This window comes from Hymenobacter montanus (assembly GCF_014699115.1).
In the GTDB taxonomy this organism is placed as follows: Bacteria; Bacteroidota; Bacteroidia; order Cytophagales; family Hymenobacteraceae; genus Hymenobacter; species Hymenobacter montanus.
In genome coordinates this window covers 110948-126610 of record NZ_JACXAD010000004.1, presented here as the reverse complement: position 1 = coordinate 126610, position 15663 = coordinate 110948, and the positions used below count along the sequence as shown (strand labels likewise).

At 58.6% G+C, this 15663-nt stretch carries 8 protein-coding genes and 1 pseudogene; 4 read left to right on the top strand and 5 right to left on the bottom strand.

All coding sequences use genetic code 11. From position 1 onward, the window contains the following. Positions 1 to 33: 33 nt before the first annotated feature. Together IC235_RS04745 and IC235_RS04740 are read left to right on the top strand one after the other, a co-directional pair. Positions 34 to 390: a glyoxalase superfamily protein gene (locus IC235_RS04745; RefSeq protein WP_240540699.1), complete on the top strand. Its 357-nt coding sequence runs from the start codon at positions 34 to 36 to the stop codon at positions 388 to 390. Positions 391 to 852: 462 nt separating this feature from the next. Beyond that, entirely contained in the window at positions 853 to 1341 is a 489-nt protein-coding gene (locus IC235_RS04740) for a carboxypeptidase regulatory-like domain-containing protein (protein WP_191004028.1), read from the top strand. A gap of 26 nt (positions 1342 to 1367) precedes the next feature. On the opposite strand, the gene IC235_RS04735 is transcribed toward IC235_RS04740, so the two are convergent. The 5 genes and pseudogenes from IC235_RS04735 to IC235_RS04720 form a co-directional block, all read right to left on the bottom strand. Next, on the bottom strand, positions 1368 to 2573 hold the full coding sequence (locus tag IC235_RS04735) for a hypothetical protein (RefSeq protein WP_240540698.1): 1206 nt from the start codon (positions 2571 to 2573) through the stop codon (positions 1368 to 1370). A gap of 228 nt (positions 2574 to 2801) precedes the next feature. Next, positions 2802 to 3107, bottom strand: a pseudogene (locus IC235_RS22750) (DUF4974 domain-containing protein); the annotation flags it as partial. Between the two features lie 46 nt (positions 3108 to 3153). Next, positions 3154 to 4209: a FecR family protein gene (locus IC235_RS04730; RefSeq protein ID WP_191004026.1), complete on the bottom strand. Its 1056-nt coding sequence runs from the start codon at positions 4207 to 4209 to the stop codon at positions 3154 to 3156. Between the two features lie 101 nt (positions 4210 to 4310). Then, positions 4311 to 5042 (bottom strand): head GIN domain-containing protein, encoded by a 732-nt coding sequence (locus IC235_RS04725; protein WP_191004025.1) that lies wholly within the window; start codon positions 5040 to 5042, stop codon positions 4311 to 4313. A 125-nt stretch (positions 5043 to 5167) separates the two neighbouring features. After that, on the bottom strand, positions 5168 to 5743 hold the full coding sequence (locus tag IC235_RS04720) for an RNA polymerase sigma-70 factor (protein ID WP_191004024.1): 576 nt from the start codon (positions 5741 to 5743) through the stop codon (positions 5168 to 5170). Between the two features lie 1097 nt (positions 5744 to 6840). Between IC235_RS04720 and IC235_RS04715 the strand changes: the two genes are divergently transcribed. Beyond that, a complete protein-coding gene (locus IC235_RS04715) occupies positions 6841 to 7566 on the top strand; it encodes a thioesterase II family protein (protein WP_191004023.1) in 726 nt (241 codons plus the stop codon). 336 nt (positions 7567 to 7902) lie between these two features. Beyond that, positions 7903 to 15654 carry a non-ribosomal peptide synthetase gene (locus IC235_RS04710; RefSeq protein WP_191004022.1) on the top strand — a complete coding sequence of 2584 codons (7752 nt, stop codon included), beginning with the start codon at positions 7903 to 7905 and terminating at the stop codon, positions 15652 to 15654. Positions 15655 to 15663: the final 9 nt, after the last annotated feature.

The following is a 15663-nucleotide window of genomic DNA, read 5'->3' as shown; positions in this document are numbered from 1 at the left end:
GTAGATTTGCGAACTATTATAGTCGTATTTTTTATGGTTATTCCTATTTTTCGGATTTTCGATTATCATAAGGCCTGTGAATTTTACGTTGGATGGCTGGGTTTTCACATCGACTGGGAAGAGCGGTCTGATACCGGGCCGATGTACATGCAGGTATCGCGTGGCGACATTGTGCTACACCTGATTGGGGACTGGGGTGAAAGCTGCCCCGGCTCAAAAGCAGTGGCCGAGATCAACGGCTTGCTGGCTTATCATCGGTTGCTACTCCAGAAAGATTACCCGTTTGGGCGTCCTGGTTTGGAGAAGACAACCTGGAGCGAGCGAGTTATGCAAGCCGAAGTCACGGACCCGTTTGGTAACAGCATCGTCTTCATAGAGGCCTGTGTTTAGCCGGCTGGTGTGAGCAGCGCAAGCGTATCGACTGAGCCAAGATACTTCTGAAAAGGTAGCACTTATTAGCGCGTCCTCACCGGGGCCATAGCAACGGTTAGGTGGGTGCTCATGTCGTGCTTTATCAGCTTTGGTCGCCTGGAAATGGGAGTCCAACCGGCAGAAAGGCCCATTACACAAGGTGATAGACGACTTAACGCACAAGGTTTGCTGTCAGCCATTAGCTTTGCTTTTACCACCGATTTTCGTAGCTTCGAAGCCTTGGTGGATATAGCTTCCAGCGGTGGTAGTACCGTTTCTGATTGAGCGCTACGCTAGCTGGCTACCCAAGTATCACGTTATCATCTGTTCCTCATTAAATAAGAGTTTGTTTTACATACACGCTAGGCGAGTTTGTCGTCGGCGCGAAGCTTATACGGCCTGTGGCAATCCCTCCCTGGCCCATCATTCCCACCTTGAATTATGCGCTTATTCCTTTTTCTCATAGCTATTACTTGTGCCGGCATCACGCAATCGGTCATGGCTCAAAGCACCAGTCGGTCAGATAATTCTGTCGATACTCAGGGCCGCATTACTTTGTCGACCCAAACAAATGCGCCGGTACCTGCTCCCGCAGCTACCCGCCCGATGCGGCTGGCCTGCGTACCGCTTAGTGGTGAAGTGTTCGATCCGAACGGCCGACCTTTGGCCGGGGCTACGCTGCATGTAAAAGGCACCCAACAAGTATACGTGACCGATTCGGAAGGAATGTTTCTGTTTACCGGCCCCGTGTACGACGGCCAGGAGGTGACGGTTGGAGCAGCTGGGTACATCCCTCAAGATGTAGCCCTGACCGATTGCAACCTGCCGCGCTTGGTGTTGGAGCAGGAACCCGGCGCGCGCATCAAGCGGAGCGGCAAGCGGTCGGGGCAAGTATTAAGATTGAATAACAGAAACACCAACTTGAAATAACGCCCGCATCACGCGGACTTCAGCCCTTAAAAGCGAAGGCCCACGCAGTAGCCAAACCAGCCCCAAACACGGGTAGTAGCGCTTCCCTCGTCGAGCCACAGACGGCGGCCTTGCACGAGGCTGGAGTAGACCTGCCCACGCTCTGCGTCGTAGCGCTGCGTAACGAGCACACTCACCGTAGGGCCGGCTACTAGGCGCAAGTGCCCTCCTGCTTTGAACGGAGCGAAGCCGACCAGCAAGCGGAACTGGTTGTGCAGGTTAAGGTCGTCAGTCCAGCTGCGGCCTTCCTCATTCACATGCAGAGCTGCTAGGTCGAGGTTGAGATTAACGCGGTGGCGAGTCAGAAACTCCGCACCAACGCCATAGCCCAGGGCCCAGCGCCGCTTACCGTTCCCGAAGCCGTCGTAGGCCCCGGCGAAAAAGGTGTAGAAGGCTGGTGAGCCGCCCAGCTTCAGACTGGCGCCCAAAGGCCACGTCTCCGTGTTTACCACCTCGACGCGATGGTATCCGTGGCGCACGAAGTTGAGGGGAGCAATACTGACGCCATCCACCGAGTCGGCAATGTTGAGCAGCCCGGCGAACTGCACGCCCTGTACCTTGCCAGCGACGTTGAACAAGCCCGCCGCCTGCACGCCTCGCACTTCGCCGGACGACACGTTAAATAAGCCCGCTGCCTGCACGGTCTTCTGGGTGGTGGGCGAGATGGAAGCCGCATTTGCCTCCCTGGCAGGGGCGTCCGTCATTTTTGCCGGGCCGTTATAATTAAACAAGCCAGCTGTTTGCACCCCGCTCACCCGCTGGGCAGCCACGTTAAGCAGGCCCGCGGCTTGCCAGCCAGTTCCAGGGCCGCCCACCACGTTGAGCAAGCCAGCTCCCTGAAAGCCGTTGAGATAACGGCCCACGATATTGAACAGGCCCGCCACCTGCACGCCCCGCACGGAGTCGCGGTCTACGTTGAATAACCCTGCCGCTTCAAAGCCGTCGACTCCAGCCGCGTAGCCGCCCAGCAGATTCACTGACAATTTATTCACGGTCTGGCCGCTACGTAAGCCATTCGAGCCCAAGGGCCCAAGGAAAGAAATCTGGGCTCGCCGGGTGCGAGCGGGGCGGGCTATCTCCTCGGGCTCTGGTTCGGGAATAGCCAGCTTGGTAGCGGAGTCGGGAGCAGCAACGGCCTTCACGGCGACTGAGTCGCGGAGCGCAACGGCTCCCGTTGGTTGGTCGGCTTTCACCGGTTGGTCTCCTGATTTTGGCGCCCTTAATCGCCCATCCGGCGAGGCCCGGGAAATGGACTGCTTCGCTGAAGCTGATTTAACTACTGCTTTGCCTGGTGGCAAGCTAGGCGCTGGGGCATTAGCAGTAGGAAGGGCCGTTAAGTTTTTGCTTGCCACACCGGGCGGTGCTTCACTCCCTGCAGCGGGCTTCGGCCTGGAGGGCCGCACTGCGTGCAGCACAACCTGGTCGCCAACCAACTCATAGCCGATGTTTTTGTTGGCTAACAGCGTGCTGAGCACTGTCCGCAGGGACTGGTTTTGCACGCTTAGCGTCACGGGCTGGCGTAAGTCGAGCGCTGTGTTGCTATAGGAGATACGCACTCCATACTGACGCCGGAGCGTTCGAAGAACCGATTCGAGGGGAGCCTGGCTGAAGGTCACCGTCACTTTACGCTCAAGCACGGAGACAGCACGGGGCTGGGAATAGGCTGACTGTGGTGCGCCAGTTAAGGCAGCCAGCAGAGCCAGCAACAGACGTATGCGATTTCGCATGGCGAAAAGGAAATCTACAGTGACAGATGGAAGGAAAGCCGCCCTGCTAGTGGCAGCCAGGGCCGTCGAGGGTGTAACCGGCAGCCGATTGGCGCACGGTGAGGTTGGTCGACAAGCTCACTACGCGCAGCACCTGGGGCAAGCTGGCCCGGACGAAGGTGCCGGTGAAACGACAACTGCCAATACCCGGGTTAGCCAGGGTCACGGGGGTGTCGTAGTAGTGCGACAACGTTTGGGCCAGTTGCGCTAGTTGTTGATTATCAAAGACCAGCTCCTCGCGTTGCCAGGCGCGGAAATTGGGGTCGACAATGAGCTTCTGCACGGCCGCCGTGGGAGCTACCCGGTGAATCACGCCCCGCTGGCCCGGGGTAAGCAACACCGAATCGGCCCCGGTGCCAACGCGCCGTACTGGGCGGAAAGCCACGCGCCCGGTTACCACGGCCACTTCGACTGAATCTTCGGCCCCGTAGGCGCGCACATTGAAGGACGTGCCCAGCACCTGGGTTTTGGTCTCGTTCGCGAGGACCGTAAAGGGTCGGCCGTGGTCTTTCTTCACTTCAAAGAAAGCCTCTCCTTGCAGCTGCACCACCCGCGCCGCCTGGTTGAAATCGGCGGCGTAGCTCAGGGTAGAGTGGCGGTTTACCCACACGCGGCTGCCATCGGGCAAGGTGGTTTGCTGGCGCTGGGGGCCGGCGGCTACCGTTACGGTTTCCAGTTGGCGGCTCAGGGGCCAGAAAGTGTGCAGAAGGCTCCATACCCCTAGAAGGAGCAGTACTGCTGCCGCCATTTGAAACAAGGGCCGCGTGGTGGGCCATAGCGGCACTACCCGGCCTTCCGCCACGGCGGGTGCGGGGGCCGGAGCTAAGTCGGCCGCTACCCGGAAGCGCTGCCAGGCCTCGTCCACGTCGGCTTCCGAAAAAGCTTCGGCAGCACTGCCCCCGCGCTCCCAGGCCCGGGTGGCGGTGGTAAGCAGAGACAGGTGGTCGGGGGTGGTGGTAATCCAGGTATACAGAGCTTGCTCTTCCGACGCAGATGCTTCACCGGCCAGGTGTTTGGCCAGGAGGTCCCAGGGGGCTTCTGCATCAGAATACAAGTCGGACATGAACGAGGGCGGCAACTGTGCCGGCTAAAATCGGTATTTTTTGGCTACCGGCGCGAGAAGGTAAGAAAGGCAGCAATCATTGCCAAGCAAAATAAGTTCGGTCAGTTGTCGGCCAGCACCCTGCCTGAGCCGGTAACCCGGCTACTAATGGTGGGATTGCCTTTGTAATAGACCGAGCCGCTGCCGGTGATGTCGACGTTGAGGGTACGGGCGGTTCGCACGTAGCTGCGGCCCGACCCGCTGATGGACACGTAGGTATCCAAGGCGGTCAGGTCGTAGGCGCTGACGCGCCCCGAGCCGCTGATATTGACGTTGTGGCTCGGAGCGTTACCGCTGAGTTTCACCTCGCCCGAGCCCGTCACGCTGGTCCGTAGAGCATCAACCTGGGCAAAATTACAGTTGGCTTCGCCCGAACCGGATACGCCTAGTCGGAAGTTGGTGGCCGTCCAGGGTGCCGTGGTACTTGCTTTGCCGGAGCCCGATACTTCTAGCTCCGTCAGGTTGGGCACGGTGATGTGGATGCGAATGGGGTCGTGGCCGCGAACGTTGTAGCGTCCGTACTCAATTTGGAGCTGGTCGTTGTTGAGTTCGGTTTCGAGTACATCCAGAATATTGCGCTGAGCTTCTATGCGCACCTGCTGAGGGCTGCCTTGGGTGAGTAGCAGTTCGGCGTCAATCTTTAGATCGAGCCGGCTGAAGCTGTTGAGGGTTCGGGTTTCCGACTGGGTGGGTCCGGTACCGCGCACACTGGGACCGAACAGGTCGCCTTCGTGAGAGCAGGCGGTGGTGAACAAAACCACCGAGATGGCCAATAGGGAAAGTATCTTATTCATGGCTTACAATACAAGCTTACAACGAGCTAATGGGTGGTGGATGGGAGTACCTTCAGCAGTAAGAATCACATTCGGGCCTTTACCCCTACGCCTGTCGAAAATATTTTTTTTCGATCTACCACCCGTTATAACAGGAAAGTGGATAATATGCCCTGCAGGCCCTTCCGGAGCAAGCGCAAGGCTTTACCCATCTGGTTCTCTACCGTTTTAGGAGCCACTTCCAGCGTATCGGCTATCTGCTGGTAGCTCAGGCCCTCCTGCCGGCTGAGCAGGAACACGGCCCGGCACTGGGGCGGCAGCGTAGCCAGGGCCGCGGTTACGGCAGCCTCAGCTTCCTGGCCGTGCACCTGCTCGTCGGTGGTGTTGCGGCCCGGGTCCGGCAAGCGCACCTCATCCCAGGCTACCTGGCGCTTGTGCCGGGCCACGTGGCGCAGGGCCGCATTCATGGCTGCCCGGTAGAGGTAGGCTTGGTAAGTAGAGGTTACGCGGAGGGTGTCGCGGTTTTTCCACACGTTCAGGAGCACATCCTGCACCAGGTCTTCGGCCACGGCACGGTCTTGCACCACCCGAAAGACGACGTTGCCCAAGGGGCGGTAGAAAGCCCGAAACAATGCTTCTATAAATGCCTCCGCGTCGGTGCCCTGCAACTTCGCTAAGCGAAGCTCAAGGGCAGCAGCAGCAGGATCGGAGGCAACAAACATACGTAATCCAGAGTAGCAACCGAGGCTTGGTGGTTATCAGGTCGTTCCCGCAGGGGGCGCGTAAGCTTTATTCGATTAGCTGGTTATAATTCCTTAAACGGCTATACCGGGTTTTGAGTGGGAAAAAGCTCTGCCAGGTTAATAAATCAGGCTGAAGTTATCGTCTGACGACTTCCTAAGTCACCTCAAAGCTATCTATTTCCTGGTTATTAGGGTATGGCAAGCGAGTTAGTTAGGCGGGCAGCAACTGACTTTCAGCCATCTGCTGACGAACCATTGGGCACGTGAAAGGTGTCGGACAAACACTTAATGCCGGTCAGCGCCACTGGTCTTACTCTTAAGATGGGGAAGCAGTTCAACTGGTCGGTGTCGACCCTACGCCTGCCTCACGGGTGGGATTCAGTCCATCATCGTTGTGGACTTACATGACTCCTCAAGATGACGGGGCGGCAGGTTTGGTTGCAAACTCTGTTCCCTCGGTAAGCCTCTCACCGTCTGCATTACAGGTTGCCGTGCCCACTGTGCTTACTGGTGCTTCCTAGCTTAAGCCACCACCTTACACAAGGGACCCTAAGCCGAAGTTGTCCACCCACAAAGTAAAAATGCCTTTTCTTAACTATCTAGTTATCATAGTATAATAACGTCATGTCCATCCTATTGTCCGCATTATGTCCACCCTCAATTTCATCGAAAGTCCACTCTAAGTCTACGCTGGCCGCTCAAGACGTCCATATAAAGTCCACGGTAATTAAAGCTTAAGATCCTTATAACAGTGATAGGTTTGTGTAGTGTTTCAATGTGCCCGCTTGAACACCGTTTGATCCTGTCGACCATATCGGCAATCCCCCGGAAAAGGCTTTCACTTGCAGATCACCCGTGGCTGCCTTTGGAGCCCTTAGATCTATCATGGCGTGGTAAAACATCAAAAGCTTGGGCTTACCTAGCTGGGTAGCTAAACGGTCTTATTTCCGAGGAAACACTACGACCATCCCCTTTGGATATGGGATAGTATAATTTTTACAACGAAATAATCTAAGGTAGAAGCTAGGTCGACTGGCTACTGAAGTGAGGAAGGCAGTGTACTAACCAACACCATCATGAGCTTTATTGAGCTATTTGTATTCCCACACGCAGGCGGGCACAAGCATAACTACAGCTTGTTTGCGCCGTTGTTTCCGGCCAATATCAGTTTGAACATTCTGGAGTATCCGGGCCGGGGAGAGCGCGTTCAAGAGCCGCTACTGGAGGATAGAGAGGAGTTGGTAGACTACTTGTGTGAACAAATAATATCACGAAGCCACACTCCGTACGCTTTTTGGGGACATAGTATGGGCGCCACTCTTGGCTATGCAGTAGCCAGGCGCCTGAAGCTGTTAGGATACTCTTTACCGCTCCATCTGTTTGCCTCCGGCCGTCAGGCACCCTCCGTAGAGCCAGCGGAAACCATCCATAATCTGCCTTCAAAAGATTTCTGGGCCAAGCTCATCGCTATGGACGGCATTTCTGAGGCGTTCCTGGAGCACGAGGAACTGCGGAATTACTTCGAACCCATTCTTCGGGCCGACTGTAAAATCGCGGATGCATCCTCTTATCAGCCGGGAGCACCACTGCCACTGCCTATTTCAGTTCTGCTAGGCCAAGCAGACTTGTTTGTAGACGCCATAAAAGTTGCCCCCTGGCAAAAGGAAACGACCCATCAGCTTCGAGTGCAGGAGTTTGCCGGTGACCATTTTTTCGTTTTTCAGCGGCCTGAAGAGGTCGCTCAACTCATTCAACGTACGCTACAGCAGTCGTTAACGACTGTAAAACAGGTTGATGCTTAGCCTGTGGTGGTGAATCAGGCGCAAACTATTCTCTTCTGAGACAAACGAACCTAGCTATTCCATCCAACTACTGCTGTCGAGGCTTGACCCATCCGGCATAACCAGGAGAAGTTTCTTGTGCAGTGCAAGTACTGACAAACCCACCCGAGGGCTGCTTGCCTTAAAATAACCTGTTACTGAAACATTTATCAGAACAAAAAACGACTATCAACCCAATCATCGAGCCACTATTAAATTCCGTCATGACTATCACGCCATCTATCCGCTATCGCGCTCAAACTCCTGCTTTTCGTCCTCGCCCATCCCACCGATTAGCATCGGTGTCTACCCCAGCTTATGAAAACCAACCAATTAAAACGCCTCAAATTATCAGAAGGGCAGAAAGGCCTTTGGGTTAGCGATCAGCTAGGCCGAGGCATCAATCGGGTAGCCGCTTGGAAAATACCCGCGACAATGGACATCAAGCAGCTTGAAAATGCTATTGCGTATGTGACGCAACGGCATCCCATGCTTCGCACGACGGTAAAAGTTGAAGACGGCGAACCAGTATTAGTTGTTCACCCACAGCCCATTCAGTCGCTTAGCTATATTACCCTACCAGCAGGCTCAGACGCGGAGCTTCAGCAGAAGCTGGCGGAATTAGCCGGGCAACCATTTGATCTTAAAAAGAATGGATGGCGGTGGATTTTATTAAGAAAAGGGGAAGAGAGCTACTTCCTGCTTAATTGTCATCATATCTTTTATGACGGTTTTTCCATTCCCGTCCTAATGTATGATCTGCGGAAGGCCTACAACAGCTCATTGGGTCTGAATCAACTTTCTAAGTTAGAAGGTCCGACGCTTGAGGTATTTAGCCAATTCCAGCAAAAAGAAGCGGATAATTTATTGCACGGAAATGCTGAGCAGGCTCAATCGTTTTTCCGGGATCAGTTTAACAACGGGTTTTCTTCGGCTACTTTACTAATAGACCATGAACAGGGGCTAGTAGCAAAGAACAAAAGTGCCTCTCTGGCATTTAAAATTCCTTCGGCAGTCGGCCAGCGGGCAGAAAAATTCAAGCAGGAATCCCAGAGTACTTCTTTTAAAGTATATCTGGCAGCTTACGCTTGCTTGCTTTATCGTTATACGGGAGAAGAGCAGATCCTCCTTACTTTCCCGGCATCTAACCGGGGGAAAGAAACCCGCGGGGAAGTAGGGTACTTTGCCAACCTTCTCCCCATCCAGCTGCAAGTGCATGGGGCGTTGACTTTCCGAGCATTGCTTGCCTCTATTGACAAGAAAGTGGAGGTAGTACTGCCTTACAAGGACTACCCCTACAGCCGGCTGATGCAAGACCTGGGGCTAACTAGGGAGCAAAACCAGCAGGTGATGTCCAGCGGAGCATTTTCCTGGATTTCGATGGACCGAGTTGCCAACGAGCTCCTAGCGGATCAGTCCTTTATTCAGCTACAGGATGGCAGGGAAGTGTGGGACCTGGGAGCGGAAAAGTGGGAGTGGGTAGACGGGCCTGCTACTACCGAGGCCAGCTTGCAGCTAAGAATGCGCTCGGTAGGAGGGCAAGTGTGCGGAGTAGTAGATTATAAGCCCAGCTTATTCAGTGAGGCAACAATTGATCGGTTTGTTCAACATTTCCTTTTACTGTTGGAAGGACTAGTTAGCAACCCCGAAACGGCGCTTAGCGAAATCCCATTCTTAACCAAACCGGAGCGGCAGCAACTGGTTGAAGAGTTTAACGCGACGCACTGCGAGTATCCGCGGGAGCAAACCATTGTGGCCCGCTTCGAGGAGCAAGCAGCGCACGCGCCTGAAGCGGTGGCGCTGGTCTACGAAGACCAGCAGCTGAGCTACGGGGAGCTAAATGCGCGGGCCAACCAGCTGGCGCGGGTGCTGCGGACGCGAGGGGTGGCGGCGGAGGTGCCCGTGGCCCTGCTGCTGGAGCGCTCGCTCGAGCTGGTGGTGGCCATCCTAGCCGTGCTCAAGGCCGGCGGCTGCTACGTGCCCATCGATCCGGCCTACCCCGCCGCGCGCATTCGCTACACGTTGCGCGACAGTGGCGCCCCGCTGCTGCTCACCAACGTGGCCGCGGCCCAGGCGTACGCGCCGGATGTGGCGGTGCTTGACGTGAACCAAGCCGACATTTATCAGGGCAACAGTAGTAACCTGGCGCTGGTGGCGGGGCCGAGCAACCTAGCCTATATCCTCTACACCTCGGGTACGACGGGCCAGCCCAAGGGCGCCCTGATCGAGCACCGCGGCCTGCTCAACCTGGCCTGTGCTCACCAACATGCTTTTGATCTCAGTTCCTCGGACCGGATACTGCAGTTCGCCTCCATCAGCTTCGATGCCTCTACCTGCGAAATCTTTATCACGCTAGGCGCCGGGGCTACGCTCTACCTGGTGCCCCGCGCCACCATCGAGGACTACCGCGCCTTCGAGCACTACCTCAACCAGCACCGCATCAGCGTCGCTATTCTTCCCCCCACCTACGCCGCCTACCTTGAGCCCGCCCGGGTGCAGACCTTGCGCATACTCAACACGGCCGGCTCGGCCAGCACCCCGACCCTGGCCGAGCGCTGGCGCCACCAACTAACCTACGTCAACGCCTACGGCCCGACCGAAGCCAGCGTGGCTGCCACCCTCTTCCCCTACACCCGCCACGAGCCGCCCCTCACTTCCCGCTACGCCTCGGTGCCCATCGGCAAGCCCCTGGCCAACGTGCAGGTCTACCTGCTCGATGCCGACGGGCAACTTGTGCCCGTGGGCGTGCCCGGCGAGCTCTGCATTGGCGGAGCCGGCGTGGGCCGCGGCTACCATCACCGCCCCGAGCTGACGGCCGCCAAGTTCGGATCCAACCCGTTCGGGGCGGGACGGCTCTACCGCACGGGCGACGTAGCCCGGTGGCTGCCCGATGGTAACCTTGAGTACCTGGGCCGGCAGGACGAGCAGGTCAAGATTCGCGGCTTTCGCATCGAGCCTGGTGAGGTCGAGCAGGTGCTGCGCCAGTGCCCGCGGGTGCGGGAGGCGGTGGTGGTCGCCCGGCAGGAGCTGGGGCAGCCGGAGCCGTATTTATGCGCCTATTTCGTGCCCCAACCGGGAGAACCGGCCCTCAACGGCGAACAGGTGCGCGCCTACTTGAGCCACCAGCTGCCCACCTACATGCTCCCGGCGCACTTGATCGAGATGGCCTCGCTGCCACTGACGCTCAACGGCAAGCTCGACAAGCAAGCCCTGCCCGCGCCGGACTGGCAGCAGGCAGAGCAGATCTACGAAGCCCCTGGCACTGAGCTGGAAGAAACCTTGGCCAGCATCTGGCAGCGGGTGCTGCAGCTGGAGAGGGTGGGCATCCACGACGACTTCTTTCGCCTGGGGGGGCACTCGCTCAAAGCCATCAGCCTGGTGAGCCAGGTGGAGAAGACCCTAGGCAAACGCTTGGTGCTGGCCGACGTGCTGGCTTATCCCACCATCCACGGGTTGGCGGGGGTGCTGCAGCAGCGGCAAGCTGCTGAGCAGGAGTCGACCATTACCCCCGCCCCGGTGGCAGCGGTGTATCCGCTCTCGTCGGCCCAGCAGCGGCTCTACGCGCTGCAAGCGCTCGACCGACAGAGCACGGCCTACAATATGCCGCAGGCCCTGGTGCTGCGCGGCCCAGTGGAACGGACGCGTCTACAGGACGCCCTGCAGACCTTGGTTAAGCGCCACGAGGCCCTGCGCACGCGCTTCCTGGTCGAGAATGGGGAAGTACGCCAATCTATCGAAGCGACGGTTGATTTCACGGTAGACTACCACGAGCAGCTCGACTGGGAGCTGACTGGCGAAGCGGTGGCCGCCTTCGCCCGGGCGTTTGTGCAGCCGTTCAACTTACAGCAGGCCCCCCTGCTGCGCGCTGCCCTGCTGCAAGTGCAGCCCCAGGCCGGCGCACCGATGCACCTGCTGCTGCTCGACAAGCACCACATCGCCAGCGACGGCGTTTCCGAGCAGGTGCTCTGGCTGGAGTTGCAGCAGCTCTACGCCGGGCAGTCCCTGGCGGACGTCGCCCTGCAGTACAAGGACTACGCCGTCTGGCAGCAGGCCCGCCAGGACAGCGCCGCGCTGGCCCCGGCCCGGGCCTACTGGCTCACCCACCTGGGCGGCGAGCTGCCCGTGCTCAACCTACCCCTCGACCACACCCGCCCCCCGCAGCGTAGTGGACGCGGAGCACACGTGCGTACTGAGCTGGCACCGGAGCTGGCGGCCGGGCTGCAGCGGCTGGCCCGCCAGGAGGGGGCTACCCTGTTCATGGTGCTGCTGGCGGGCTACTACGTGCTGCTGAGCAAGTACAGCGGGCAGCAGGATGTGATAGTGGGTACGGTAACGGCAGGGCGGGAACCAGCCGAGTTGGAAGGGATAGTAGGCATGTTCGTCAACACGCTGGCCTTGCGGGCGCAGCCGGCGGGGGACCTCTCGTTTAGTGGCTTCGTGCAGCAGGTCAAGCAGCTGGTGCTGGCGGGCTTCGAGCAGCAGGCCTACCAGTTCGAGCAGGTGGTGGAGGACCTACAGCTGGCCCGGGACCTGAGCCGGCACCCGATCTTCGAGGTACTCTTCACTCTGGAAAACGAGCCGATTATAGCCGGTCAGCTAGGGGCCGCTTCCGTAGTGCCGTACGAGCTGCAGGCGCATCAGGTAGCCAAGTTCGATTTGAGCCTGGTTATGCGGCAGCGCGGGCAAGGGTTGGAGATGGAGCTGAATTACAACCCCGACCTGTTCGAGCGGGAAACCATAGCCCGTATGGGGCAGCACTACCATCAGCTGTTGGCAGCGGTAGTAGCTAACCCGACGCGGCCACTGCACGCCGTGAGCATGCTCAGCAGTGCAGAAAAGTTACAGCTGGTGGAAGAGTTTAATGCCACGGCGGTGGCATACCCGCCGGAGCAGACACTGGTAACGCTGTTCGAGGAGCAAGTGGCCCGCACGCCCGACGCAGTGGCGCTGATCTACCAGCAGCAACAGCTGAGCTACGCGCAACTCAACGCCCGGGCCAACCAGCTAGCCCGGCAGCTGCGGGCCCAGGGCGTAGCGGCGGAGACGGCTGTGGCCCTGCTGGTGGAACGCTCCGTCGAGCTGGTCGTGGCCATCCTGGCTGTGCTCAAGGCCGGCGGCTGCTACGTCCCGCTGGACCCGGCCTATCCGGCTGAGCGCATTCGGTACACGCTCCACGATAGCGGGGCCCGCCTGCTGCTCACCAACGTGGCCGCAGCTCAGGAGTACGCCCCGCACGTGACCGTGCTGGAGGTAAGCCAGGACAGCCTCTATCAGGGGGAAGCCCAGAATCCACCGCGGGTGGCGGGGCCGGGCAACCTGGCTTACATTCTCTACACCTCGGGTACGACGGGCCAGCCTAAGGGTGTCATGATCGAACACAGCAGCGTGGTTAACCTCCTGGGGTGGGTAGTGGAATTGCTTTACCGCTCGTTAACGGGCAAGGTGCTCCTAACGTCCTCCTATGTATTTGACGCCTCGGTAGAACAAATCTTTGCCTCCCTGGTGGCGGGCACCACCCTGGTAATAGCCAGTGAGGAACAGCGCCGTGATCCAAGGGCCTACCTGGCCTTATTGGAATCGCAGGCTATCCAGCTGCTCGACATTACCCCCTCCTACTTATCGCTGGTGGTAGCCGAGCAGGCCGACCGGCCGGTACAGTTAGCCTTACGCTACATCGTATGCGGCGGAGAGCCACTGGGCGACGAGCTGATTGCGCAATCCCGGCGGGTGCTGGAGGGAGTGCAGCTACTGAACATGTACGGGCCCACCGAAACTACGGTAGACGCCACGTACGAAGTAGCGAGCGAGCGCAAAAAAGCAGGGGCACCGTCAATAGGTCGTCCCATCCCCAACGTGCAGGTGTACCTACTCGACGCCGGCGGGCAGCTCGTGCCCGTGGGCGTGCCCGGCGAGCTCTGCATTGGCGGAGCCGGCGTGGGCCGCGGCTACCATCACCGCCCCGAGCTGACGGCCGCCAAGTTCGGATCCAACCCGTTCGGGGCGGGACGGCTCTACCGCACGGGCGACGTAGCCCGGTGGCTGCCCGATGGTAACCTTGAGTACCTAGGCCGGCAGGACGAGCAGGTCAAGATTCGCGGCTTTCGCATCGAGCCCGGTGAGGTCGAGCAGGTGCTGCGTCAGTGCCCGCGGGTGCAGGAGGCGGTCGTGGTCGCCCGACAGGAGGCCGGGCAGCCGGAGCCGTATCTGTGCGCCTATTTCGTGCCCCAGCCGGGAGAACCAGCCCCCGATAGCCAACAGGTGTGCGCCTATTTAGAGCAGCATTTACCGGGGCATATGGTGCCTACTTGCTTCGTACCGCTGGCCAGCTTACCGCTAACAATCAACGGCAAGCTCGACAAGAAAGCCCTGCCGGCGCCGGACCAGCCGCAAACGGGGCTAGCTTATACCGCCCCGACCACGGAGCTGGAAGAAAGCTTGGCCACTATCTGGCAGCGAGTGCTGAAGATAGAGCGGGTGGGTATCCACGACGACTTCTTCCGCTTGGGCGGGCACTCGCTCAAAGCCATTAGCCTGGTGAATCAGGTGGAGAGGGAATTTGGCAAACGACCGTCCTTTAGCGACCTGTTGGCTGATCCTACTATTAAAGGGCTAGCAACTGCCCTGCAGCGACAACCAGCCGTAACGCAGGAGGCAGCTATTCGGCCTGCTTCAACTCAGGCTTCGTACCCCTTGTCCGCAGCGCAGCGGCGGATGTATGCGCAGCAGGCGACAGCCCCGCAAAGCACGGCCTACAACATGCCGCAGGTTTTGGTGCTACGCGGCAGGGTCGACAAACAGCGGCTGGAGCAAGCCTTGCAGCAAGTGGCGGATCGGCATGAGTCGCTCAGAACGAGCTTTACCCTGGTAGATGGGGAAGTACGACAGCGCATTGAGCCCCTACGCTTTGTTCTGCCCTGTCAGCACCGCCCCGACTGGGAGGTAGACGGGCCGGAGGTGCTCCAGTTTGTGCAGGCCTTCCCGAAGCCCTTCGACCTGGCCTGCGCCCCCCTCTGGCGAGCAATGCTACTGCAGGTGCAGCAGGCGGGAGAAGAGCTCCATCTACTCTTGCTGGACAAGCACCACATTATCAGCGACGGGGTGTCGGAGAGTATAATCAACCGGGAGCTGAGTGCGCTGTACGCCGGCCAGGAATTGGCGCCCCTTAAGCCACTGCAGTACAAGGACTACGCGGTGTGGCAGCTCGGGCAGCAGGACAGTGCGCGGCGGGCGCAGGCGCGACAGTACTGGCTCGATCAGTTTACCGGTGAATTGCCCGTCTTGGCCCTGCCCTCGGACTTCGCCCGGCCGGCCGTGAAAAGCCTGATCGGAGGAGTATGGCACTTTGAGGCGGAGGCGGAGCTGGTTACTCAGCTGCACCAGCTGGCTACCGACCATCGCGCCAGCCTGTTCGCGGTCTTGCTCGCGGCTTACTATGCGTTGTGGCATCGATACACCAGCCTGCCGGAGATTGTAGTGGGCACTATCACGACGGGAAGAGGCAGGCCCGAATTAGAGGAAGTAGTGGGGATGTTTGTCAATACCCTGCCCTTAAAGATGGCGCTTCAGCCCCAAGAGCCCTTTAGCGGGTTGATCCGACGCGTTAAGCAAGGCACGATGGAAGCCTTCGCGCACGAGGACTATCAATTTGATGAGTTGGTGCAGGAGCTTCGAATCGCCCGGGATCCCAGCCGTAGCCCCTTGTTCGACACCATGCTGGTGCTTCATAACCAGGACAGTCAGGGCCTGCACCTGAGGGGCAGCGAGATTTCAGCCTATCAGGGGAATACGCACCGGGTTGCCCTGTTCGACTTGGTACTGGATTGTTTAAGGGAGGATAAAGGGAAACTGTACTTTCAGTGGAACTACCGCAAAGACTTATTCCGGCCGGAAACCATGGAACGGCTCGCGCAGCAATACCTCCAGGTACTGAAGCAGGTAGCGTCCCGGCCCGATATGCCTTTGAAAGAAATAAGTATTCTGACCGGTGCTGAGCGGGCTTTGATGGCCCGATTTAATGCCGCCGTACCGCCCCGCCGGCAAGCGCAGGTGGCCAGCTTACAGAACTCCTAGACCGCCTAG